16 protein-coding genes are annotated in these 23,426 nt (G+C 66.0%); 5 read left to right on the top strand and 11 right to left on the bottom strand.

The window, feature by feature from the left end:
* Positions 1-65: 65 nt before the first annotated feature.
* Entirely contained in the window at positions 66-1,208 is a 1,143-nt protein-coding gene (locus tag AB3X98_RS11610; RefSeq protein WP_256094969.1) for a polysaccharide biosynthesis/export family protein, read from the bottom strand.
* On the opposite strand from AB3X98_RS11610, the gene AB3X98_RS11605 reads away from it, so the two are divergent.
* A complete protein-coding gene (locus tag AB3X98_RS11605; RefSeq protein ID WP_342947686.1) occupies positions 1,198-1,497 on the top strand; it encodes a hypothetical protein in 300 nt (99 codons plus the stop codon). The two genes, AB3X98_RS11610 and AB3X98_RS11605, sit on opposite strands and share 11 nt — an antisense overlap.
* On the opposite strand, the gene AB3X98_RS11600 is transcribed toward AB3X98_RS11605, so the two are convergent.
* Entirely contained in the window at positions 1,494-2,723 is a 1,230-nt protein-coding gene (locus tag AB3X98_RS11600; RefSeq protein WP_368606748.1) for a glycosyltransferase, read from the bottom strand. The genes AB3X98_RS11605 and AB3X98_RS11600 overlap by 4 nt on opposite strands.
* Positions 2,720-4,117 carry a hypothetical protein gene (locus AB3X98_RS11595; RefSeq protein ID WP_368606747.1) on the bottom strand — a complete coding sequence of 466 codons (1,398 nt, stop codon included), beginning with the start codon at positions 4,115-4,117 and terminating at the stop codon, positions 2,720-2,722. The genes AB3X98_RS11600 and AB3X98_RS11595 overlap by 4 nt, the downstream gene beginning before the upstream one ends.
* A gap of 313 nt (positions 4,118-4,430) precedes the next feature.
* On the opposite strand from AB3X98_RS11595, the gene AB3X98_RS11590 reads away from it, so the two are divergent.
* Positions 4,431-5,594 (top strand): acyltransferase, encoded by a 1,164-nt coding sequence (locus AB3X98_RS11590; RefSeq protein ID WP_069267800.1) that lies wholly within the window; start codon positions 4,431-4,433, stop codon positions 5,592-5,594.
* Between the two features lie 63 nt (positions 5,595-5,657).
* Here the strand turns inward: AB3X98_RS11590 and AB3X98_RS11585 are convergent, their stop codons facing one another.
* Positions 5,658-6,962 carry a glycosyltransferase gene (locus tag AB3X98_RS11585; protein ID WP_368606746.1) on the bottom strand — a complete coding sequence of 435 codons (1,305 nt, stop codon included), beginning with the start codon at positions 6,960-6,962 and terminating at the stop codon, positions 5,658-5,660.
* Positions 6,963-7,317: 355 nt separating this feature from the next.
* On the opposite strand from AB3X98_RS11585, the gene AB3X98_RS11580 reads away from it, so the two are divergent.
* Positions 7,318-8,565, top strand: coding sequence for an oligosaccharide flippase family protein (locus AB3X98_RS11580; protein ID WP_368606745.1), 1,248 nt, complete (start codon positions 7,318-7,320; stop codon positions 8,563-8,565).
* A 29-nt stretch (positions 8,566-8,594) separates the two neighbouring features.
* On the opposite strand, the gene AB3X98_RS11575 is transcribed toward AB3X98_RS11580, so the two are convergent.
* Positions 8,595-9,791: a glycosyltransferase gene (locus AB3X98_RS11575; RefSeq protein WP_368606744.1), complete on the bottom strand. Its 1,197-nt coding sequence runs from the start codon at positions 9,789-9,791 to the stop codon at positions 8,595-8,597.
* 401 nt (positions 9,792-10,192) lie between these two features.
* Between AB3X98_RS11575 and AB3X98_RS11570 the strand changes: the two genes are divergently transcribed.
* The gene (locus tag AB3X98_RS11570) at positions 10,193-11,128 is read left to right on the top strand and encodes a glycosyltransferase family 2 protein (protein ID WP_368606743.1); all 936 of its coding nucleotides are present in this window, start codon (positions 10,193-10,195) and stop codon (positions 11,126-11,128) included.
* A gap of 56 nt (positions 11,129-11,184) precedes the next feature.
* Here AB3X98_RS11570 and aroG read toward each other — a convergent pair whose 3' ends face one another.
* The 4 genes from aroG to AB3X98_RS11550 form a co-directional block, all read right to left on the bottom strand.
* Entirely contained in the window at positions 11,185-12,258 is a 1,074-nt protein-coding gene (gene aroG / locus AB3X98_RS11565; RefSeq protein ID WP_368606742.1) for a 3-deoxy-7-phosphoheptulonate synthase AroG, read from the bottom strand.
* 425 nt (positions 12,259-12,683) lie between these two features.
* Entirely contained in the window at positions 12,684-14,150 is a 1,467-nt protein-coding gene (gene tldD / locus AB3X98_RS11560) for a metalloprotease TldD (RefSeq protein WP_069267797.1), read from the bottom strand.
* Positions 14,151-14,299: 149 nt separating this feature from the next.
* Complete coding sequence (locus tag AB3X98_RS11555) at positions 14,300-15,127, bottom strand: carbon-nitrogen hydrolase family protein (RefSeq protein ID WP_368607015.1); 828 nt, start codon at positions 15,125-15,127, stop codon at positions 14,300-14,302.
* Between the two features lie 87 nt (positions 15,128-15,214).
* Complete coding sequence (locus tag AB3X98_RS11550) at positions 15,215-19,693, bottom strand: YhdP family protein (RefSeq protein WP_368607014.1); 4,479 nt, start codon at positions 19,691-19,693, stop codon at positions 15,215-15,217.
* Between the two features lie 184 nt (positions 19,694-19,877).
* On the opposite strand from AB3X98_RS11550, the gene glnE reads away from it, so the two are divergent.
* Entirely contained in the window at positions 19,878-22,928 is a 3,051-nt protein-coding gene (gene glnE, locus AB3X98_RS11545) for a bifunctional [glutamate--ammonia ligase]-adenylyl-L-tyrosine phosphorylase/[glutamate--ammonia-ligase] adenylyltransferase (protein WP_368607017.1), read from the top strand.
* On the opposite strand, the gene AB3X98_RS11540 is transcribed toward glnE, so the two are convergent.
* The gene (locus tag AB3X98_RS11540) at positions 22,828-23,148 is read right to left on the bottom strand and encodes a type II toxin-antitoxin system RelE/ParE family toxin (RefSeq protein WP_069267793.1); all 321 of its coding nucleotides are present in this window, start codon (positions 23,146-23,148) and stop codon (positions 22,828-22,830) included. The two genes, glnE and AB3X98_RS11540, sit on opposite strands and share 101 nt — an antisense overlap.
* Positions 23,145-23,426, bottom strand: a complete 282-nt coding sequence (locus AB3X98_RS11535) for a type II toxin-antitoxin system Phd/YefM family antitoxin (RefSeq protein ID WP_069267792.1) — start codon at positions 23,424-23,426, stop codon at positions 23,145-23,147. The genes AB3X98_RS11540 and AB3X98_RS11535 overlap by 4 nt, the downstream gene beginning before the upstream one ends.

Raw genomic sequence — 23,426 nt, 5'->3', positions numbered from 1 at the left:
ATTCATGCAACGCACGAGCAGGCCCGAAGGCCTGCTCATGCTCATACTCATACGAACCCCGCCGGCTAGTATCCGCCGTAACCCACCGCCCGGCCCGCTGCGGCCGCCTGCGTACTCGGCAGGATCAGGTTGATGACGCGGCTCCACTTCACGAGCGCCGACGCGTCGACGAACACGACATCGTTCGGCTGCAACTCGAACTCGTCGGCCGTGGCCATGGCTTCCGGCGACGACGCGTCGAGGTGGAAGACCTGACGGTGTCCCTCCTTCTGCCCGCGCACGACGTACACCTGCGAGGCGTCGCCCGAACCCTGGCTGACGCCGCCTGCGTTGCCTAGCGCGTCGTTCAGCGAGAGGTGGCCGTTATCGAACGGCAAGGGCCCCGGGTGTCCGACTTCGCCGAGCACGAACACGCGGCTTTCGTTCGCCGAATACACGCGCACGAGGTCGCCGTTCTGCAGCAGGATCTTGTCCGGGTTCACGCCCTTCTTGATCATGTCGGGAATGTTCACCATGGTCGTCTTGTCGCCGCGCGTGACGCTAACCCGCGAGCGGTCGCCGTTCGCCGTGAAGCCGCCCGCGCGGTTGATCGCCTCGGGCAGCGACATCGTCATGTCGTTGAGCACCATGAGACCGGGCGTGCGCACTTCGCCGTCCACGTATACGCGCCGGCTGCGGTACGACTCGATGCGCAGCGTCACCTGGGGTTTGTTCAGGTAGTAGGCGAGCTTCTTCGACACGAGGTCGCGGGCTTGCATCTCGGTGAGCCCCGCCACGTGGATCGGACCCACGTACGCCACCTGGATCGCACCCGACGAGTCGACGGTATAGCCCGACTGCACCTGACTCGCGCTCTGGTCCTGCTGCCCGCTGCCACCGCCGCCGCCGCCGTTCGTCGGCAGATTCATCTCGGGGTGATCCCACACGACGATGCTCAGCACGTCGCCGGGCCCGAGCGTGTAGGGCTTGGGCGTGCCGAACAGCGTCTCGACGTTTGCCGGGACATTCGACGGTCTCGCTGCGGCTTCCTTCGCGACCAGTTCGTTGTTGATCTCGATGAGCGCGCCTGGCGGCGGTTGATCACCCTTTCCGCCTGAACGGGCGGCGTCGGTCGCGGCCTTCGCCTGCGTGACGCTCGACGGCGCCTGCATGCCAGGCGAGAGCGCGCAGCCCGCCAGCAGGGCCGCAGCCGTCACCATGGTCGCCATCGCCGCCAGGGCCGCCCGTGCGCGGCCCGCCGATAATCTGCGCAAACTGCGCGCGGGCTGCTTCACAGGCTGCGCCGCGGTTACGTCGACGGTCTCGCCGCCCGAACAATCAGGTCTGCTGTTTAACATAGTGTTGCCCCCTTACTCACAGGATTCGCACATCGCCACGAAAGTGCAACGCGGGTTCATCGTTCGACTCGTTATGACGCTTCAGCTGCGTTGCTTCGTCACCCCTGCCAATCCCTACCATTTCCGCTATCTGAATTTGATGCCGCTTTTTTCAATTTAATCAGCCTGTTCCGCGGGCTCGCCCTGCGCCATGGCGCTCATCGGGCGCCCTGGGCGAAATCGCGCGCCAGCGTGTAAAGGATGTTCCTGCAACAAGCCCAGCAGCGAGCGCACCATGCCATCCATCGCGAAGCGTGCGTCGAACGTGCGCCGGGCCTGAGCGCGCATCGCGTCGCGCGCGCGCTCGTCGAGCGCCCGCCATGAGGCAAAGTTGCGCTGCGTGCCGGCGACCGTGTCGGGCGCAACGAACCCGGCGCCGTCCTCGTCGATCTCGCGCCAGACGCCTACCTTGTCCGAAACCAGTGCGGGCAGTCCGCACGCCAGCGCCTCCGCCACGGAAACGCCGAAGTTCTCCTGGTGCGACGGCAGCACGAACACGTCGCTAGCAAAAAACGCGCCCCACTTCAGGTTGCCCTGCAGCATGCCCGGCCAGCTGATGCGATGTGCGATGCCGTGCGACTGCGCGATCGCCTGCAGCGCGGGTTGCCAGTTACCCTTGTCGGGCCCCGCGATCAGCAGATGCGCATCCGGCGTTTCGCGCGCATGTTCGGCGAACGCGTGAACCAGCACGTCGCAACCCTTCTTCGGGTGCAGACGCCCGAGAAACAGGACGATGCGCTTGTTGCGCAAATGCGGCGACTCCTGCAGGAAGGCTTCGCGCAACGTGTCCGGGTTCTCGCTGGGCGCATTGGTGCCGAACGGCACGACGCGCTCATTGGCGCGGTACAGCCAGAACGATTCGCGCGCAAGCAGGCGTTCTTCGTCGGTCGTGAAGATCACGGCGCAGGCGTCGCGCAGCACGCGGAAATCGGCCCATGGCCAGTACGCCCACTTCTTCAGATGCTTGACCGGATAGGTGGCCTTGAACCACGGATCGAGCATGCCGTGTGTGTACACGTAATACGGCACCTGCGCGTGGCGCAGCGCGCGCCACGCGCCGAAGCCGTGGTATTGCCAGAGTCCGTGCACGATCGCCGCGTCGAAGCGCGTCGCGTTCGCGCGCAGCCACGACACGTAGCCGGGGCAGTATCCGTAGTGCCCGCGGCCCGGCCCCAGCGCGTGCAGCGGGAGCGGAAATTCGCGCACATAGGGCGCGTCGATCGGATCGAGCGACGCCACTTCGATCTGGTGATCGAGCGCCGTCATCGCGAGACCGCTCTGGCGAACGCCCTCAATCGGGCCGCCCGAGCGGGGGTCGACCGTGGAAACGAGGTGCAGGATTTTCATCGGGGCTCCGGAGTCGCATACGTGTTGAGCGGCACCGGCGCCGCCGCGGGCGCCGTGGGTTGGAAGGCAGGTTCGCGCCCGTAGGACGGATGCAGGCGCTGGCGCTTGCGTTGAAGGTCAATGCGGTAATGAAGCTGCGAATACAGCGCGACGATGAGCCCGAGCGCGAGGCCGTAGACGAGGCCCGAGAAACGCGTGCCGAGCGGATTGCCGCCGATCGACGCGCCCGGCAGCGCGGCGAGCACGAGCAGCGCCATGCTGAGCGGCATGAGCATCGGGTGACGCGGCGCGATGCGGCGCCAGCGTCTGAACGCGCGGCCCGCGACGATGAGCGCGACGATCACCGCAAGCGGCATGCAGCCTCCGAACACGATACCTTCGGCGTAGAGCTGGTAGACCCAGAAGTTGTGGCCCGCCACCCAGTCGCTGGTGTTGAAGTAATCGTCCTTGCTGAAGGTCTGGTTCACGTACTGGTAGTAAATCGGCGAATAGCGGTAGAGGTGCCCATAACCCTTGCCGAACAGGACCGAATCCACCGACTCGGTGACCTGGTCGTACTGGTCGCGCATCTCCGCAATACGCGTGACCGTGGTCGGATCGCGGTCGGACTCCGCGTTCTGCGCGGCCGTCACGCGCTGAGTCCAGTGTTCGGTGATGGACGGGAAGAGCCACGCCGTTCCCACGCCCAGCGCGACAACGAACGAAAGCGCGATGCCCGTGCGGAAAAACGATTTGATCAGATGACTGAGCGACGGCGAGGCGAGCCACGCCGCAAACATGGCGAGCAGGATGGTCGCGATCAGCAAACTACGCGTGACGCTCAACAATTCGACCACGAGCGTGGCGAGGAACACGAGTATCATCGTCATGTTGAAGCGCCGGGCGACGATGAACTGGTGCAGCAGCATGGCCTGCAGCGCGAGCATGGTCGGCGAGACGATGCGAAACCGAATGTCGGCCAGCGGCCCGCCGACTGCCAGCAAGCCGAAGAAGAAGGTAAACACGAGGCCCATCACCATCGCGTAATAAAGCGCACGCTGCATCTGCATGACGCGCATGATGTGCCACGGGCGGCACATGGCCCAGTACCCGAGCGCGAACAGCAGGAACGGCAGCATCACGCGCAGGTACTGCCCGACAGGATTGTGCTGCAGCATTTGCGCAATGAGACTGCCGACGAGGCTGGCGACGAGCGCGCCCGTCACGAACGAGCGCAGCCGCGTCGGACGCGCGAAGCGCGGGCCGATCAACGCGAGAATGAGCGCGCCAGCCAGGGCCGGAACGACGGCCAGCCATTGCGCGCTGTGGCCGAACTGGGAGTCCGGTGCCTTATAGTCGAAAGCAAGAGGCACGAGGCACACCCAGAGCCAGAGTGCAGCATGTTTGTTTCGCATCGGCGTTTCTCCCGGTGCGGTGCATAGGGTCGCATACGTTGCGCAAAATACATGCGCGCCGCACGCGTTGGCTCGACTCAATATAAAACGCCGCAAGTGGCTTGCGCATGCGCGTGGCGGGAACCGGCAGGGTTGTGGCGGCAGGAAAAAAATTCTGATTTCACGTGTGGTTTCGCCCACACACCTGGCCGACAAGGAAGGGAACTTGGCGCACGCTGCACGGCGCCTGTGTCCATGATGGGGCCGGCAGGAGTAAATCTTTCATCGTCTGCCTTGCGTAAGAATCCGGCATGGACGTAGCGAGGGAAAGGTCATGAAGCTGCTACACGGAGTGCGACTGTCGACGAAAGGACGTTCCGTCGAGCTCGACTTCGTGCGTGGCGTCGCGATCTTCGTCGTGATGGGCTATCACTTCCACACGGTGCACACGGGCCATCCCTGGGTGAAAGTGCTCGAGTACCCGCTGAAGAGTTTCGGCCACGAAGGCGTCAATCTATTCTTCACACTAAGCGGCTTCCTGGTGGGCGGGCTGTTGTTGCGCCAATATTCGCAAACGGGCCGCATAGGCGCGCGCCGCTTCATCGTGCGACGGATCTTCAAGATCTGGCCCGCGTATTACGCGCTGATTTTCTTTCACCTGCTTGCCGGCCGCCATCGGTCCGATACGTTCCTCTGGCAGAACCTCACCCACATGCAGAATTACTTCGGCACCTCCATCGCGCAAACGTGGAGCCTCGCTGTCGAAGAGCACTTCTATTTGTTCCTGCCCGCGCTCCTGATCCTGCTCGCGCACTTCCGGCTGCGCGCGAATGCGCTGATCGCCGTGATGGCCAGCCTCTGCGTAGTCGTCCTCAGCGCGCGTTGCATTGCGGTATCCCATGGCGACCTCGTTGGGGCGTTCAACTACACGCAGTACCGCATGGACAGCCTGCTCGTCGGCGTCATTCTCGCGACCGTCTACTGGATGAAGCCCGATCTCTGGCGCCTGCTCGTCGCGAAGAAGCGCTGGCTGTTCGGCGTGGTGGGGCTGCTGCTCGCCTGGCTCATCTTCGCGACGCCCGACGTCGCGCTGGACGAGAGCGTGGGCTACACGATACAGGCCGTGGGCTTTTGCGCGCTCATCATGCTCGTGCTCGAACATTCGGGCGGATTGCGCACGACGTGGGTGTATCGCGGGCTCGCGTGGCTCGGCGTGTACTCCTATGGCATCTACCTCTGGCACTCGCTCGCGCTCGCGCCCGGCGACTATCTGATCCACAAGGCCAGCGCGCTCGGTGTGCCGCCGCTCGCCGCCTGGCCCGTCGTGATCGTCGCGCAGTTCTTCATCGCCTCGGTGCTGGGCTATCTCACCACGCGAGCCGTCGAGTTCCCGTTCCTGCGTCTGCGCGACGCGATGTTCCCCGACATGCGCGGAGCCGTCCCCGCCGAGCGGCCCGACACGAGCGCGGCCGACAACAAGGTCGAAGGCATTGCGTGATCCTTCGTGACTGGATCGGACTGGTTCGGGTTGCTCAATATTTAACGGCGTTCCTGCGAGCGTTCACGCTATCGCGGCCTGCAGCGTGCGCTTGAACTGCTCGAGCGTATTGCACGAAAGGAGGTGTTCGCCGGTGGGCTGCACGGCGTGCGCACCTGCGCGCCAACGCTCGGCGAGTACATCGAGCGCGCGTGCGATCGTGGCCGGCTCGAGGTTGTCGAGCAATGGGCCGAGCGCGCCGTCGCGGCAATACCAGCCGATCAGGCCGTCAGCGCTCGCCACCACGGGCTTGCGGAAGCGGTACGCCTGCACCAGCACGCCGCTCATGCCGTAGTGCTGCTTGTAGCCGAGCCACACGGCGTCGCAGGCGGAAAAGAGTTCGCGCTCCATCTCGTCGGAGATGAACTGGTTGTAGATCACCGGCGCGCTCGCGAGCCGCGGTGCGTGAGCGTCGATGAACGCGCGCGTTTCGTCGTCCTGCTGGCCCGCGATCACGAGGCACGGCGCGTCGGGCTTGTGCTCGAGCGCGAGCATCAGTTCGCGAATGCCCTTGCGTTCGCCGATCGCGCCGTACACGAGCAGGTAGCGCGTATGCGCGCCGAGCTTCAGCTGCTCGCGCGCGAACACGGGGTCCATCGCTTCGATTTCGGGAAACGGGTCGGCCAGGTAGCTGAGCGGCGCCGCGCGCTGCGGCTTCGTGGTCGCGAACCAGTCGGGCAGCGTCGGGTCGATCGTGAAGAGTTCGCGCAGCCCGCGCGAGCGCATGGCACGGCGAAACAGCGCCGACTTGGCCAGGTCGACGAAGCGTCGGCGCGGCGTGCGCAAGCCGATGCGCGCCTGATGAAACGTCATGCCCATGACGATCGCGATCCACGGCGTCTCGCCGAATGGCGAGTCGAACCCCGCGAGCGTGTAGAAGAAGTAGTCGGCGTAGGGCGCGATGACGAGCCGCACGTGCATCGTTTTGCCCACCTCACGCAACGCGCGCGCATAGAAGTTGCGAAAGCGCATGTACACGCTCGCGGCGAAATGCGGGCCAGGCGGAACCGTATGCAGGTCGAGCAGCACGAGGCGCAGATCGGGCCGCGCTTCGCGCACGATGCGCTGCGCGAGCGGATGGTCCGCGTACTCGTTATCAGTGACGACGAGGCAGCGGTGCCCGGCTTCCACGCACGCCTGCGCGATCCACTCGACGTAGCGCCAGCGGTGCCCCGTGAAGTTCGGCTCGATGACGGCGATCCAGTCGCCGCCAACCGACGCACGGGTGTCCGCAGGCGCGGACGTCACGAGTGTATCGGCCTCGACGTCGCACAGTGCGGCGGAGTCCGGGCTGTTAGGGGCGGCATTGCGATATCTGGCGATCGACACGTTTTCCATGCGGGCGGCCCGATGAGCATTATTACGAACAAAATAGCAGCGGTGCGCAAGCGGCATGCGCCAGATTGCGGGGCAGAGTGGCCGAAAAAACCTGGGGATATGCCGATTGCCTGAAAATTCGTGAATTGCTGCCGCGCGCATTGGCTTTCCATGAGAGGCCGCCCCGCGGATAGCCGTCCCACGGATGGCCGCCCCGTCTGATTCCACCTGGTAGATGGCGCGTCCTGTACGCCGCCGCGCGGTAAGGTCCAGAACGGGTGGCAAAAACGCGTTCCCAAACATGTTTAAAGGAACTGGGAAAAGGGGCGAAAGCTCCGACTCAGAGATCGACAACAGGAGAGGCATTTTGCGCGTAATGCGGCTGCCAGCCATACCGATCAAGGCCGGCTTCGGACCCGGCGCAGCAACCTGGGTGTTGCTGCAGCAGGTCGTCGTGCGCGGCCTCGTGGCCGTCAAGTTCCTCGTGATCGGGCGCATTCTTGGGCCGTCCGCAATCGGTCTCGCGAGCGTCGCGTTGCTCGCGGTCGCGATTGCCGAAGCGCTCTCCGATACCGGCCTCGCGCAGGCCGTCATACAGGGCCAGTCGCCGCCCACGCGCGCGGAGGCCGGCGCCGTCTGGACCACGCTTGCCACGCGGGGCCTGCTGATCGGTTTGCTGCTCGTCGCGAGCGCGCCGCTCATGGACGCGCAGTTCCACCTGGGCGGCGCGATCGGCCTCGTGCAACTCGCCGCGTTGCTCCCGCTCCTGCGCGGGCTCGCCTCGCCCGCGTATTTCATCACGCAGCGCGAGCGCCACTTCCAGCACATTGCGGCGATCGAAATCTCGTCCTCGTGTCTCGACTGCGCTTTCGGCATCGGGCTCGCACTCGCGGGGGCGGGTCCGTACTCGCTCTTGCTCGGCATGATGATCGGCGAGGCCTTCAAGAGTGTCGTCACGTGGATCGCGCTCTCGCCGCGTCCGCCGATCCGGCTGCGCTGGTCGGGCATCGGCCATTACGTGGGCTTCAGCCGCTGGATCTGGGCGAGCAGCGTGATCATTCTCATCACCAACCAGTTCGACAAGGTGGTGGTGGGCAAGCTGCTCGGGCCGACGCAGTTGGGCGCCTGGCAGATGTCCTCGAAGCTCGCGCAAATGCTGCTCGCCGACGCCGCGCTCGCTCTGTCGCAGTATCTTTTCCCCACGTTCGCCGCGCATCATCGCGGCGGTCCGCAATCGGCCGCACGGCTTTTTCGTCTCTATCTCATGATCGCCGTGGCGGGGCTGGCGTGCGTGGTGATCGTACTGCGCTTCGCCGCCGAGCCGCTCTTTTCGCTCGTGCTCGGCGCCGCGTGGCTGTCGGCCGTGCCGCTCTTTCGCATCTTCGTCATCAACATGGCGATCAGCGCGCTCAACTCGGTGCTCGCTTCGTATCTGCGCGCGGTTGGCGACGCGCGCGCCGTCACGGTGGCGTCGCTGCTTCAGGTCGTGGCGCTCGTCCTGTCCGTGCCGCCTTCGTTGCACCTGTGGGGTGTGACGGGCGTTGCGTGGTCGATGACCGTCGGGCTGACCTCGTGCGCGGCATGGATGCTGTATCGCGTCTCGCGGCAGAAATAAGCCTGAGCGCAGAGGGACTCAAGCGGGATTCAGGCGCGCAGCGCCGCTTCGACGATCTCCGCGAGCTGATGTCCGAGCGTAGGCGAGTTGAGCTGGCAGTACACCGCGTGCGCGGCGGTCGCGGCTGCGCGCATTTCGTCGGGCGGCATGGACCAGATGCGCCGCAGCGTGGCGGCAAGCGCTCCTTTGCCGCCGTCGCGCGCGAAGAAAAAGCCGCTGCGGCCGTCCTCGACATAACCCGGCTCCGGGCCCATGTGCAGCGGCAGCCGGTCGTGCACGATGGGCGGCAGGCTCAACGCGAACATGTGCACGACGCTCAAGCCCGCCGAGCCGGGATAGCAGCCCACGCGGCAGCGCCGGCTGATGGTCGCGATGGCGTCGTCGTCGAACACCGCGCCATACCAGACCACGTAGTTGCGATCGCTGTACTTGCGTTTCAGGCGCTCGCCGTGCTCGCCGTCGCCGATCACGTGGAGCGTGATGTCGTTGCCATCGGCATGAAGCTGCCCGACCACGTCGATGAGCGGTTCGATCTCCGACCCTTCGCGCAGCCTGCCGATGAACAGCACGCCGCTCTCGGCGCCCGTCTTGGTGGCAGGCTCCACGCCGCACGAGACCGTGAGGGCATTGTTCGCGACAACGAGCTTCGCGAGCGGGCAGCCGATGGCAACGAGCGAGCGCCGTGAAGCCTCGGTATAGCAGACGTAGCGCACGGCGAGCGCGACCGCGAGGCGGTAGCAGACCGTGCGCACGAGCCCCGCGCTCTCGTGCCGGTAGAGCCCCTGGCCGTGAATGAGCACAGGCACGCGCATGACGCGTCCGGCGAGGAGCGCGAGCCACAGCGACAGATAGCGAACGTCTGCAAAGATCAGGACTGCATCGGGACGTTCGAAAACGATGCGGCTCAGCACGCGGCTTTGCAGGCGAATCCGCCGCGAGGGCAGGCCCGCGAAACTCGCGATATGCGTTTCGACGAATTCGTCGCACTCGGGCTTCTCACGCGAAAAGCCGTTGGCCTCCACGCCCTCGGAGCATGCGAACACCTTGACGGAGAAAAGACGGTTGAGCGACTCGATGACTTCGATGCGATAGCGCGCGATCAACGGCTGCACGTAGAAGACCACGGGGCGTTTGAGCCGCGCGCCGGATTCGGTTTCGCAAACCGTTGTCCCGGAAGAGATGATCTCGTGTTCCACTGGCTGGCTCTGACGTGTCGACGCAGTCATGTTGAGAGGATCTTTCCGGTGGGGCGGGCTAGTCGGTCATATTTGCGCGAATCTCTTTTAGCAGTTGTAGGCGAGTCTTATCAAAAGAGGAATCCGAAAATTGCTATTGGACGAATTTACCGTGGGGTGCCGCGCTATGGGTGATGCGTAATCGATAAATGCGCAGAAAAAGTGCAATAAATGCGGATTTTATTGACGGAAAAAAGAAGCGGTAAAAGATTCGCCCGTACGCGGCCATGCAGACACGGCGCACTACGCCGTGCGTGTTTGTTCACAAACAGTTGGAATCGGTCGTTGAATAGATCGTTTCGGACAACTTGAATCCGGGCCGACTGGCGGCGCGAGGGCCTCGTGCTAACCTCGGTTCGAGTCGAAACGACCACCGGAATGCGGAGAAACCGATGACAACGCTCGCTACCGATGATCTCGCGTCTTCCGTGGCCGCGAACGGCGCGAAGGCGCGCATGCGCGTCGCGGTGGTGATCGCGACCAAGGGCCGTCCAACCGCCACCGCATGGGTTGTGCGCCTGCTCGCGCGGCAAACCGTGCGGCCGGATCAGATCATCCTTTCGGGCAGCAGCGCAGACGACATCGGACCTTACGATGCCAACGGTCTGCGCGTGGACGAAATCATCGGCACGGCGGGTTCGAGCGTGCAGCGCAATCGCGCGCTCGACGCGCTTGCACCGGACATCGACATCGTGATTTTCCTCGACGACGACTTCGCGCCCGAGTGTCACTGGATCGAGTTGTGCGTGGAGCTGTTCGAGAGCGACGCGAATCTCGTGGGCGTCTCGGGCCGCACGCTGCGCGACGGTGCGAACACGCAACCGATCGCATGGGAAGAAGCCATCGCGCTCGTGGATGGCGCGCAAGCCGAAGTGATGCGGCGTCCGCCGCTGCGGCCCTGCGTGGAACTGTATGGCTGCAACATGGCGTGCCGCGCGCAGGCCATCGCCGATCTGCGCTTCGACGAGCGTCTCGTGCTGTACGGCTGGCTGGAAGACAAGGACTTCTCGCGGCGCCTCGCGCGCCGTGGCGGGCTCGTGTACTGCGACTATCTGCTCGGCGTGCACCTCGGGCTGCGAGGCGGGCGCGTTTCGGGCCGCCGCTTCGGCTATTCGCAGGTGGTCAACGCGATGTACCTGTGCAACAAGGGCGTGATGTCGCGCAAGGAAGCGACCAGCAACATCCTGCGTGCGCTCAGCATGAACTGCGTGAAGTCGGTGCGCCCGGAGGCGCATCTCGACCGGCGCGGCAGGCTCATCGGCAACGTGATCGGGATTGCCGATCTGTGCATCGGCGCGGTGCGGCCCGAGCGCGCAGAGCGGCTTTGATTCACGCGCAGCGCGGCATTAAATGACCGCACCGCGCGCTCCGATGCGTGCGGCGCTCAGTTGCCCGAACCGCGCGCAATGCGACGCTGCTTCACCGCTTGCGCGAGCCCTTCGAGCACGCCCACGCTTTCGTCCCAGCCGATGCACGCATCGGTGATGCTCTGGCCATAGGTCAGCTCGCAGCCTTCCTTCAGGTCCTGGCGGCCCGCCACGAGGTGCGACTCCACCATCACGCCGACGATGCGCTCGTCACCCCCCGCCACCTGGCGGCCGATGTTGGCGCACACCGGAATCTGGTTCTCGTGCTTCTTCGAGCTGTTTGCGTGGCTCGCGTCGATCATCAGGCGAGCGGCGAGACCCGCCTTGCCGATATCGCTGCACGCGGCGTTTACGCTATCCGCGTCGTAGTTCGGCGTCTTGCCGCCGCGCAGAATCACATGGCAGTCCTCATTGCCCGCGGTCGAGACGATGGCCGAGTGGCCGCCCTTCGTCACCGAGAGGAAATGGTGCGGCTGCGAGGCGGCCTTGATCGCGTCCACGGCGATCTTCACGTTGCCGTCCGTGCCGTTCTTGAAGCCGACCGGGCACGACAGACCGGAAGCCAGCTCGCGATGCACCTGCGATTCCGTTGTACGCGCACCGATCGCGCCCCACGAGATGAGGTCGGCGATGTACTGCGGGCTGATCATATCGAGATATTCGGTGCCGGCGGGCAGGCCCAGCTCGTTGATCGAGACGAGCAATTCGCGCGCGGTGCGCAGACCGTCGTTGATCTTGAAGCTGTTGTCGAGGAACGGGTCGTTGATGAGGCCCTTCCAGCCCACCGTCGTGCGCGGCTTCTCGAAGTACACGCGCATCACGATTTCGAGTTCGTTCTTGAAGCGCTTGCGCTCTTCGACGAGCTTCTTCGCGTAGTCGACCGCGGCCTTCGTGTCGTGAATCGAGCACGGCCCGATGATGACGATCAGGCGGTCGTCCATGCCGTGCAGGATGCGGTGCATGGCGCGGCGCGATTCGAAGATCAGCGTGGAGGCCGCTTCCGAGCAGGGGAATTCGCGGATCAGGTGAGCGGGCGGCGTGAGTTCCTTGAGTTCGCGAATGCGGACATCGTCGGTGTTGTGCGGGGGCATGGTCGTTTTCTCCTGATCCTGTGCGTAGCGTGCGTCGTTCGGACGGTGCTTCAAATTCGGTTAGATGAAGGTGCGGCTCGCAACTGTTGTCGAAACTGCGGGGCGAAAAAAAACCGCCAGACTTGGCTGGCGGTTTCTCGTGTGTTCGGGGTCCTGCGCGTACTATCAACCCTCTCGATCCGCCAGCGGTCTGAGATACCAAAAGAAGTAAAAATAAAACTTCGTGGCGAACATGGCGGTCTTGTCTGAACGTTCGTTACGTCGAAAGGGTGATTGCCTTTATAACCCGGCCGTCTCGTGGCTGGCAAGCAGGGTGCGGTAAAAAAGCGGACTATCTGCGCAAATAACGACTCGTGTGCAGAAAATCCGCATAGCGATGCGGAATTCCCGCATCGCTATGCATGGAATGCGCGCAGGCCAACCGCTTAAACCGTGCCGCCGACCGTCATGCGGTCGATGCGCAGCGTCGGCTGACCCACGCCCACCGGCACGCTCTGCCCCTCCTTGCCGCACACGCCCACGCCCGAATCGAGGCGCATGTCGTTGCCGATCATGCTCACGTACTTGAGCGATTCCGGGCCGCTGCCAATGAGCGTCGCGCCCTTCACGGGGTAGGTGATCTTGCCGTTCTCGATCATGTAGGCTTCGGAGGCCGAGAACACGAACTTGCCGTTCGTGATGTCCACCTGACCGCCGCCGAAGTTCACGGCATACAGACCGTTCTTCACCGAGCCGATGATTTCCTGCGGGTCCTTGTCGCCGTTGAGCATGTACGTGTTGGTCATGCGCGGCATGGGCAGCGCGGCGTACGACTCGCGGCGCGCGTTGCCCGTCACGGGCATCTTCATGAGGCGCGCGTTCAGCGAGTCCTGAATGTAGCCCTTGAGAATGCCGTCCTCGATCAGCGTCGTGCACTGCGTGGGGTTGCCTTCGTCGTCGATATTGAGCGAGCCGCGGCGGTTGGGCAGCGTGCCGTCGTCGACCACGGTCACGCCCTTCGCGGCTACCCGCTCGCCAATGCGCCCGGCGAACGCCGACGAGCCCTTGCGGTTGAAGTCGCCTTCGAGGCCGTGGCCGATCGCCTCGTGCAGCAGCACGCCGGGCCAGCCCGGGCCGAGCACGACGGTCATCGCGCCGGCGGGTGCCGGGCGCGCTTCGAGGTTCACGAGCGCAGCATGCACGGCGTCGTCCACGTACTTCGACAGGAGGTCGTCGGTGAAATAGCCATAGTCGTAGCGGCCGCCGCCGCCGCCGTTGCCGATCTCGCGGCGGCCGTTCTGCTCGGCGATCACCGTGACCGAGACGCGCACGAGCGGGCGGATGTCGGCGGCGAGCGCACCGTCACTGCGGGCCACGAGCACCACGTCGTACTCGCCCGCGAGCGCCGCCATGACTTGCGTGATGCGCGGATCGCGCCCGCGCGCCATCTCTTCGATGCGCTCGAGCAGCTTCACTTTTTCGGTGGCGTCGAGCGAGCTCAACGGATCGGAGGGCAGGTACAGATCGCGGCCCGTAATGCCCGTGAGCGACTTCGCCACCTGGATCTTCTGCTTGCCGCCGCCCGCCTTGGCGATCGAGCGCGTGGCGATGGCGGCCTGGCGGATCGCTTCGGGCGAGAGGTCGTCGGAGTAGGCGAAAGCGGTGCGCTCGCCGGACACGGCGCGCACGCCGACGCCCTGGTCGATGCTGAAGCTGCCCGACTTGACGATGCCTTCCTCGAGGCTCCAGGCCTCGCTGCGCGTGGTCTGGAAGTAGAGATCGGCGTAGTCGATGCGATGCGTGAAGATCTCGCCGAGCGTGCGCGTGAGCACTGCCTCGTCGAGGCCGTAGGGCGTGAGGAGCAGGTCCTTCGCGGTCGCCAGATTGCGGATGCCGGGTTCGATGATGTTCATGCGCTCTGTGGGATCAACGATAAAGTCTGTCAATGGAGATTCGGGCGCGGTGCTGCGAAATCAAGCGCCTTAAACGGAGAACTCGCGTGGAATTCGATGGGGTTCATTCGCGGGGCCAGTCGTCGCGTGCGTTGCATGCGTTACGCGCGTCATGCGCAGTCGAGCACGCGGTGACGCCACGCCGGAAGGCTCGCGCGCACGCTGGCGATGCGCTCGAGGTCGATGTCGCCGGCCACCACGCCCGGGCCTTCGTCGTGCACGTCGACGATCTCGCCCCACGGGTCGACCAGCATGCTGTGGCCCCATGTGCGGCGGCCGTTCTCGTGCGTGCCGCCTTGCGCCGCGGCGAGCACGTAGCACTGGTTCTCGATCGCGCGGGCGCGCAGCAGGAGCTGCCAGTGGGCGCGGCCGGTGGTGTAAGTGAACGCTGAAGGCACGACCATCAGTGCGCAGTCTCCCATGCGCCGGTACAGCTCGGGAAAGCGCAGATCGTAGCAGACCGACAGGCCGACACGGCCAAACGGCGCCTCGAACGTGCGCACCTCGGCGCCGGGCCGGATCGTGCGCGCTTCGTCGAACGATTCGGCGCCTTTTTCGAAATTGAAGAGGTGGATCTTGTCGTAACGCGCGCGCTCCTCGCCGCTCGGGTCGAACACGAGCGTGGTATTGAGCACACGGGTTTCCTCGGGCGCATTCAGCGGCAACGTGCCGCCGATCACCCACACGTCATGGCGCCTTGCGGCATCGGCGAGAAAACGCTGAATGGGGCCGTCGCCGTGGGGCTCGCGAATCGCCAGTTTGTCGCTGTCCTTGTGACCCATGAAGCAGAAATATTCGGGCAGCAACACGAGGCGCGCGCCCGCGGCGGCGGCTTCGGCGATCAACTGGTCCGCTTCGGCGAGATTGCGATCGCGCTCGGGCGTGCTGACCATCTGCAGCGCGGCGACGCGAAACGGGTCGAGGGGGGGAGCGCTCATCGGCAGATCTTGATAGGGTTCGGGATGCATGGCACGCATACCGCGTGCCCACGACGCGGCGCACCTGGCGGCAACTCAGTGCGCAATTCAGTGCACTGCGGCCGGCGCCTGCGCGTCCATCTTACCCTGATCGCCATGCAGCCGCTCGATGTGCGGTTTGGCCCACGGGCCCGTAATCGCGAAGTCCATCGCGAAGGCGTGCTCGAGCGTTTGCGAGAGCACGACGTCGCCGATCAGCGCGCCGAGGCCGAAGAGCGGATTGATGATGGCCGCCGCGACTACGCCCGCGCCCGCGCTGACCGTCGGCACCACGTGCACGTGCAGGTCCTGGGTTTCGTGCGCGAGGTCGACGCTGCCCGCCATCGTCGCGCGCCCGGGGGCGGTGACGAGCTTGAAATCGTTGGTGCTGCCAATGCCGTTCTGGATCTGCGCGGTGGCCGTCGCGCTCGTGAAGGGCAGGCCTTCGCCGATGACGTCGCGGAAGTCCGTCGTGAGGAAGCGCGCGAGGCTTTGCAGGCTCAGCACGCCGAGCAGCCTTGCCACGCCCGGATCGACCTTGAGGATCTGGCCGTGTCGCAGGTCAAGGGTGAGGTTGCCGTTGAGCGACGGGAAGTCGATGCGCGTGGGGCCGCCTTGCCATTCCAGGTTGCCCGCGAGCGTGCCCGAGCCGTTCTTGAGCACATGCGGCCGGCCGGCGCGTTGGAGCAGGGCGCCGGCGTCCTTGATGTCGAGATGGAAATCGAGCGCCGTGCGGCGCGCCGTGTACATGCCGGCTGCGGCCGAATCCTCGCTGGCTGCCGTGTCGCCCACCGCGCGCCAGTTTTCCGTGGCGGTGAGGTGCGCGTCCGGGTTGCTGATGTCGAGCTGATCGAGCTGCCAGACCGGCACGCCGTTGTCGTCGAAGTTGTGCGCGTTGACCTGGAGACGGCCGAGGTCGCGATCGCGCACGATGAGCTGGTTCACGACGAGGTCGATCGACGGCATGTTCTGCGCGGGCTGCGACATCGCCTGGCCGAGCAGGTCGTTTTCGGTGGCGGCGGGCACGGTGAGGCGCGCGAGCCGCGCTTCGAGCGTGCCCGGTGCGCCCGGCACGGCGCCCGGCTTCCACGAGACGTGGCCCGAGACCTGGTTGGAGGCGACGTTGGCCTGCCATTCGTTGCCGCGCTCGCCGGTGCGCGATGCGCCGAGCACGACGTTCTCCCAGTGGCGCTTGAGCAGCGTGAGCGTGCCGACGTGGACCGCGAAGCGCGAAGGCAGGAACTGGCCGACCGCGCCGTTGGGGGCGAGCGGTGACGAGGCGGCGGTTGGCGCGGCCGCCGTGGTGGCCGTAGTGGCCGATGCCGGGATTTGCGGCGCGGCAGCCGCGGCGCTGGGCAGCGCAGATTCGGAGGTTGCGTCCGGGGCCGCGTCTTGATTTTGAGCCATCCGCTCGGCCGCTCGTTCTGCGGCGGTTCGCGGCGGGGGAACCGCCGCCCGCGCGCCGCTTGCCGCCGCGCTCGCAGGCGTCGCGCCCTGGGCCTGGGCCGCCGCGGTCCCGCGCAACTGCTGCACCACGGCGCGCCAGGCGTCGGCGTCGAAGGCGGGCAGGTCGACGGCGGCGGCCACGCCTTCCGACGGTAGATCGGCCGGGCGGTTCATGCCGATCGCGCCGCGCACGACTTCCGGTACGTGACCCGGATGGCGGCGCATCACGTAACGCGCGGCGAGCGGCCCGAGCGTGAGTTCTGCATGTTCGAACGCGGCGTCGTCGGCCCTGGCATCGGCGCCGACGGCGGATTCGGCGGGCGTGCCCGTGCCCGGCTGCAATTCGAAGTTCAGCGGCATCGGCGTGCCGGCGGCCTTGCCGAACGGCGCGGGCAGGTCGAGCGCGAGGCCGGTGAGATCGGCGTTCGCCTTCACGTCGGGCAGGCGCCCGCGCTGGCCGGCTACCGAAAGCGAGTAGGGCGCCGCGCCCGACAGGCGCCCGAGCGCCGCCGCCGCCATGCCATGCAGGTCCAGCCCGCGCGCCGCATCGACCGCGACGTCGCCGGCCACGTCCACCTTATAGTGCCCGTCGTCGCGCATGCCGCCGCTCGCGCGCAGATCGCCGCCGAGAAAGCGCGCCGTAAGCCGGTCGACATTGGCGCTGTGGTTCGTGAAGCGCACCTGCCCGGTGAGTTTCGAGACCGGCGGCACGTTCTTCGCGGTGAGCGTGTTGTTCTCGAAGCCGATGGCGCCCGCGAGCAGCACCTTCGGCATCGGATGGCGCGGGATCGTGAGTTTGAGTGCGAGCGTGGACTGCCCTTGCGCGCGCACCTTCGCGGTGGCGTGCTTCGACATATAGCCGATCGAGCTGTTGTCCGCGTAGTCGAGCAGGTCCGCGAGCGGCCCGCGCCCGCTGCCCTCGATCACGATATCGGAGCCCTTGATGCCCAGTTCCTCGATGCGCCCGCTCACGTTGCGCAGCACGAAGTTGCGGTAGTGGCCGCGATCGACGTCGAAGCGCAGCTTGTTCTCATGCAGCTTGAACACGCCGTCGATGCCGTCGAACGCCGGCCAGACGTTCGGTGCGCCGTTGCGCATCGTGCGCGGCGGGAACGGCGACGGGTCGAAGCGGCCGCCCGTGAACGGCGCGACGATGCGGAACTGGCCCGCGTCGGGGTCGCGCGAGTAGGGGAATTTGGTGAGGTCGCCGTGGATCTCGATCGTCGCACCCTTCGACAGGCCCGCCTGCAGGCCGTGGCCGAGATAGATGCGCGTCTTCTCGCTGATGGCGGTGGGCAGGTAACGCGGGATGGCCTTGACCTTGGCCTCATCGAAATGCGCGACGAGGTCGAGCGAGCCGCGTCCCTTGCCGGGGTTCGTGTAGTGCGCGGTCATCTTCGCGCGCGCGTCGGCGTTCTCGATGCCCAGGTTCGCGACATCGACGGTGAATGCCTTGAGCCGGTTGCCGGGCTCGCGCTCAGCGGCCACGGTCCATCTGGCCGCGCCCGAGAGCCGGTCGAACGTGAGGCGGGGATTATCGAACACGCCAGGCAGCGTGATGGCGACGCTGTTCGTGTCGAGGTCGATGGTGCCGTGCGACTCGTCGGCATCGATGTGCCCCCAGAGATTCTCGACCCCCGGCAGGCCCGCGCGCGGGTGGCCGCGCGGGGTGAGGCCCGGCCCCGGCTCCTGCGCATTCATGCTGATGCCCTGCAGGTCGCCCTTGAAGCGATAGTGGGTGACCGGCTCGACGCTGGTGGAGCGCTGCTCGGCAGCCGCTTCGCCCGACTCGGGCTTCGCGCGCTCGAGGGAGAGGTCGTAGTTCGCCACCAGCCCGCGCGGGTCGAAGCGCACGAGCGCGCCCTGCACGCGACCGGGCAGCGGCAGCGCGCGCATGAACTCGGCGAGGATGCCGAGATCGATGCGGTCGCCGCGCACGCTCATGAGTTGGCCGTGCTGGAGCGTTTGCTGGCGAAAGCGCGCGTCGAGCGTCGTGAGCGCGAGCGAGCGCGTGAGCGGCGTGCCGTCGTCGAGCGGCGGCTGGCCCAGTTCCGCGTGCAAGTCGCGCAGCTTGAGCGCGTAGTCGTCGGGCTGGATGCCGAGGCTCCAGTGGAAGCTCGCGACCGGCATGTCGAGCAGCGGCTGCGTGGGCCGCGTGCGCAGCGCGATGTTTGCGCCTTCCAGCGCGCCGCTCGCTTCGAGGATGCGTCCGTTCGAGAAGTGCGCCCAGATCGAGTTGTCGATGCGCCCCGCGTAGGTGGCGATCGGGAAGTTGATGTAGCGCGCGAGCGTGGGCAGATCGACGGGGCCGGTCGAGAGATAGGTGTCGCCCGTCCAGCTGATCGGCTTGCCGGCCTGTGCGTAGCGCGCGTGCGTGAAGTGCGCGCGGAAGTCGAGCGGGCCGTGCAGCACGGTGCCCTCGGCCGGCGCCTGGAGCGCGACGCGGTGATCGTACCCGTCGTTGAGGATCGCGAGGCGGATGTGCGAGAACGCGAGGTCGGGCACGTCGCGCGTGGCGTCGTGCCAGCGCAGCGTGCCGCCGCGCAGCACGACGGCCTGCTGGCGCATGAGCCACGTCGTGAAGGTGGCGTTGCCCGTGTGTGCGGTGGGCACCGGCACGCCCGCCACGGTGAGCGTGCCGTCGTCCTCGCGCGCGATGTGCACGTCGGGCTGCTCGACCACAATGCTCGAGAGCAGCGGTTCGAGCAGCACGACCGAGCGCCACGACACCGAAGCCGTGGCGTGCGGCACGTCGAGCGCGATGTTGCCGTGGCGGTCGCGAATCGTCAGATCAGTGACGTCGATGCCGGGCTGGAAGCCCGACCAGTGCGGCGCGAGCTTGCCGATGCGCAATTCGGCGTGAATCTTCGAGGAGACGAGCTGCTCGATGCGCGGACGCACGTTGTCCACGTATGGCAGCACGACGTAGCGCAGACCGAGCAGCAGGACAGAGACAAGGAAATACAGGACGAGCGCGATGATCGCCAGCACGCGCAGTGTATGGCGCAGGACCGGGTGATGATGGTGCGGACCCCCTGGCTCGGTAGCCTGGCTGGCATGTCCAGATTGGGGTAGGCCGGCGTGATCGTTTCGCTCGGACATGCTGCGGCGGGTGGGGTATGGTAGCGTTGCGTTCTAACGACGAAATGTATCACAGAGGGCCGTCAGAAGGCCCATCCGGGGAAGCCGGGATGGCCGCTCGGCGCGTGACACGCATGATTTTTTGCACTGCAGTGGCGGCTATGCCGGACGCATCGGCGAGACGGACCGCGAGAGCCGGTGGGCGGTGCATGCGTGGCGCGGGGCGAACCCTCGCGGTCGAACCGTCGAGATCGGCATCGTCGCATCGACACCGTCATCAACCCAGGCGCGCGCAGCGACACAACAGCGAACAGCGAGCCTTCCCGGCAAGCAGCACTTCATGACTGACATCCCTCTTCTGAGTTCCAGCTATTCCCGCTATGCAGCACGGGCTTACGCCGCGCGCCCTGGCCTCGCGGCGCAGGTCGAAGCGCTGGCCGCGGCACCGCTCTCGCGCGAACGCATCGTCGCGCGGCTCGACGCGTTGAGCGGGGAACTGCTCGCCGAAGCAAACGCCGCACCTGGCGCAGCGCTCAACGACGAGCAGTTGAAGAAGGTCCTGCGCCAGTTGCGCGTGGAAGTGATCTGCGCGGTGATGGAGCGCGATCTCGGCGGCGTGGCCGACGTCGCCGAAGTGACCGGCAGCATGACCGATCTCGCCGAAGTCACGATCCAGCGTGCGCTCGCCTGCGTGAGCGCCGACCTCGAGACGCTCTTCGGCGAGCCGCGCGGCCCGGGCGGCGAGCGCCTCACGCTCGGCGTGGTGGGGATGGGCAAGCTGGGCGGACGCGAGCTGAACGTTTCATCCGACATCGACCTGATCTTCGTCTACGAGGACGACGGCGAAACCACGGGAGGCCAGCGCGCGCCTATCGCTACGCAGGACTTCTTCACGCGCGTGGGCAAACGCCTGATCGCCGCGCTCTCCGACGTGACGGCCGATGGCTTCGTGTTTCGCGTGGACATGCGTCTGCGCCCGAACGGCGACTCCGGGCCGCTCGTGTGCAGCCTCGGCATGCTCGAAGAGTACTTCTACGTGCAGGGCCGCGAGTGGGAGCGCTATGCGTGGATCAAGGGGCGGCTCGTTTCCGAGGACGAGAGCGACAGCGCGCTGCGTCTTGCCCGTCAGCTCGATTCGCTCGTGAAGCCATTTGTCTACCGGCGCTACCTGGATTTCGGCGTGATCAGCGCAATCCGCTCGCTGCACTTGCAGATTCGCCAGGAAGCGCAGCGGCGCGCCATGATGCGCCCCGACAAGGCCGACGACATCAAGCTCGGGCGCGGCGGGATTCGTGAGATCGAGTTCAGCGCCCAGGTGTTCCAGCTCATTCGCGGCGGTCAGGACGCGGGTTTCCGCGTGCGCCCGACGCTCGCGGTGCTCGGCTACGCCGCCGCGCGCGGACTGATCGCGCCGGAGGTGTGCGGCGAGCTCGCGCGCGCCTATAACTTCCTGCGCGACCTCGAGCATCGCCTGCAATACCGCGACGATGCGCAAACGCACGCCATGCCTGTCGACGCCGAGGAGCGCGCGGCGCTCGCGAAGTCGATGGGCTTTGCCGACTACGCCGCGCTGATGACGACGCTCGACGGCCACCGCGACAACGTCGAGCGCCAGTTCGTGCAGATCTTCTCCGACAAGATGGGCGGCGAGGGCGGCTGCGGCGCCTCGGAAGACGGCGCGGCGGCATGGGTCTGGAGCGGTGCGCTCATGGAAGAGGGCGCCGAAGACTCGTTGCTCGAACGTCTCACGGAACTGGGTATCGACGACCCGGCGCCGCTGCTCGCGCGCCTGCGCGGACTCTGGCAGTCGGCGCGTTACGCGGGGCTGCCCGAGAAGAGCCGCGAGCGCTTCGACAGCGTCGCGCAGCGCGCGCTCGAAGCTGCACGCACGCTCGAGCCGCGCGAGCGGCGCGGCGACACGCTCGCGCGCATGTTCGACCTGCTCGAAGCCGTGATCCGGCGCGGCGCGTATCTCGCGCTGCTCTGCGAATATCCGGATGCGCTGAGCCGCGTGCTCAAGGTGCTGGGCGGCTCTCGCTGGGCGGCGGGCTATCTGATCCGCCATCCGCAACTGCTCGACGAACTGCTCGACGACGAGGCAGTTGCATCGCCCTTCGACTGGCCTGAATTCTCGCGTCTGTTGCGCGCACGGCTCGCGGCCGCCGCCGACGTCGAACAGCAGATGGATCTGCTGCGTCACGCGCACCAGGCCGAGGTGTTCCGCATCCTGCTCAACGACCTGGCGGGGCGGCTCTCGGTGGAGCACGTAAGCGACCGGCTCTCGGAGCTTGCCGACGCCGTGCTCGGCGTGACCATTGAGACCGTGTGGAAGCAGTTCGCCAAACGCCATCGTGAGGTGCCGCGCTTCGCGGCGATCGCTTACGGCAAGCTGGGCGGCAAGGAGCTGGGCTACGCGTCGGACCTCGACATCATCTTTCTGTACGAAGACGAGGACGAGCGCGCCTCGGAGATCTACGCGACCTTCGCGCGCCGCCTCATCACGTGGCTCACCACGGCCACCGGCGCGGGCACGTTGTTCGACGTCGATCTGCGCCTGCGGCCGAACGGCGAGTCCGGGCTGCTCGTGACCGACCTCGATGCGTTCCGCCGCTACCAGCTGCGCGAGGGCGACGCCGCGAACACGGCGTGGGTCTGGGAGCACCAGGCACTCACGCGTGCGCGCTTCTCGGCCGGGGACGTGGCGATCGGCAGCGCCTTCGAGGCGATCCGCGTGCAGGTGCTGACCACGCCGCGCGACGCCGCGCCGCTCGCGAAGGAAATCGTGGAGATGCGCCAGCGCGTGGAAGACGGCCACCCGAACCGCACCGAACTCTTCGACCTGAAGCATGACCGCGGCGGCATGGTGGACATCGAGTTTCTCGTGCAGTACTGGGTGCTGCTGCATGCGGCGCAGGACCCCGAGCTGATCCGCAACACGGGCAACATCGCGTTGCTGCGCGAGGTGTCGCGCTTCGGGCTCATGAGCGAGGAGGAGGCCGAGACGATAGGCTCCGCGTACCGGCTGTATCGCAAGCTGCAGCATCAGTTGCGGCTCGACGGTATGGAGAAGGCGCGTGTCGATCCGGCCCGTGTGGAGCGCGAGCGCGAGGCGGTGCTGGCGTTGTGGAAGCGCGTGTTCGGGGAGCGCGGGAGGCTTAGGGCCGCAGCAAAAGCCTGGCCAGAACGTCCTTCAGGTCTCTGCGGGTGTCGACGATCAAATGGATATAGATCATCGGATCGTCAATCTCGTAGATGATGCGGTTCATGCCGCTTACTATCTGCCGATAGTTCGTAGAGCCCAGTTCCGCGAGCTCAGGGGGAACGTGCCCGTTTCGGGGAAATGCCTCGAGTTGTTCAATATCGTCGCGAATCTTCGCCGATGTTTCACGCCAGGCCTTCGGGCCGAATTTGGCGATCACGTAACGTCGAATGTCTTGCATGTCGGTCCGCGCCGACTGGAGGAAGACGGCCTTCATGCAATACCGTCGTCCTTGTCCATCTGCTCCAGTTCAGTGAAAACATCACTCGCCGGAATGTAGCGACCGGCTTCGATGTCCTTGCGCCCTAGCGTCAGAATCTTCAGAAGTGCTAACGTTTGTTGCATATCCTCGTAGGATTGTGCGTCCTGCACGACGACCCGGGCTTCACCGTTTTGGGTGATCAGCATCGGCTCGCCACTTTCCGTGATCTCGCGGACGATCTCAGCGGCGTGGCTCTTCAGATAGCTAATGGGCTTCACCTGGCTGGGCTTCAT

The sequence above is a fragment of the Paraburkholderia sp. BR14312 genome (genome assembly GCF_040948675.1).
Classification (GTDB): domain Bacteria; phylum Pseudomonadota; class Gammaproteobacteria; order Burkholderiales; family Burkholderiaceae; genus Paraburkholderia; species Paraburkholderia nodosa_A.
This window is presented reverse-complemented; position numbering and strand designations above follow the sequence as displayed.

Coding starts and splice junctions, on each gene's coding strand:
- AB3X98_RS11605 (WP_342947686.1), top strand. CDS start 1,198: ATGGTCGCCATCGCCGCCAGGGCCGCCCGTGCGCGGCCCGCCGATAAT.
- AB3X98_RS11610 (WP_256094969.1), bottom strand. CDS start 1,208: ATGGCGACCATGGTGACGGCTGCGGCCCTGCTGGCGGGCTGCGCGCTC.
- AB3X98_RS11600 (WP_368606748.1), bottom strand. CDS start 2,723: ATGAAAATCCTGCACCTCGTTTCCACGGTCGACCCCCGCTCGGGCGGC.
- AB3X98_RS11595 (WP_368606747.1), bottom strand. CDS start 4,117: ATGCGAAACAAACATGCTGCACTCTGGCTCTGGGTGTGCCTCGTGCCT.
- AB3X98_RS11590 (WP_069267800.1), top strand. CDS start 4,431: ATGAAGCTGCTACACGGAGTGCGACTGTCGACGAAAGGACGTTCCGTC.
- AB3X98_RS11575 (WP_368606744.1), bottom strand. CDS start 9,791: ATGACTGCGTCGACACGTCAGAGCCAGCCAGTGGAACACGAGATCATC.
- AB3X98_RS11570 (WP_368606743.1), top strand. CDS start 10,193: ATGACAACGCTCGCTACCGATGATCTCGCGTCTTCCGTGGCCGCGAAC.
- aroG (WP_368606742.1), bottom strand. CDS start 12,258: ATGCCCCCGCACAACACCGACGATGTCCGCATTCGCGAACTCAAGGAA.
- tldD (WP_069267797.1), bottom strand. CDS start 14,150: ATGAACATCATCGAACCCGGCATCCGCAATCTGGCGACCGCGAAGGAC.
- AB3X98_RS11555 (WP_368607015.1), bottom strand. CDS start 15,127: ATGAGCGCTCCCCCCCTCGACCCGTTTCGCGTCGCCGCGCTGCAGATG.
- AB3X98_RS11550 (WP_368607014.1), bottom strand. CDS start 19,693: ATGTCCGAGCGAAACGATCACGCCGGCCTACCCCAATCTGGACATGCC.
- AB3X98_RS11540 (WP_069267793.1), bottom strand. CDS start 23,148: ATGAAGGCCGTCTTCCTCCAGTCGGCGCGGACCGACATGCAAGACATT.
- AB3X98_RS11535 (WP_069267792.1), bottom strand. CDS start 23,426: ATGAAGCCCAGCCAGGTGAAGCCCATTAGCTATCTGAAGAGCCACGCC.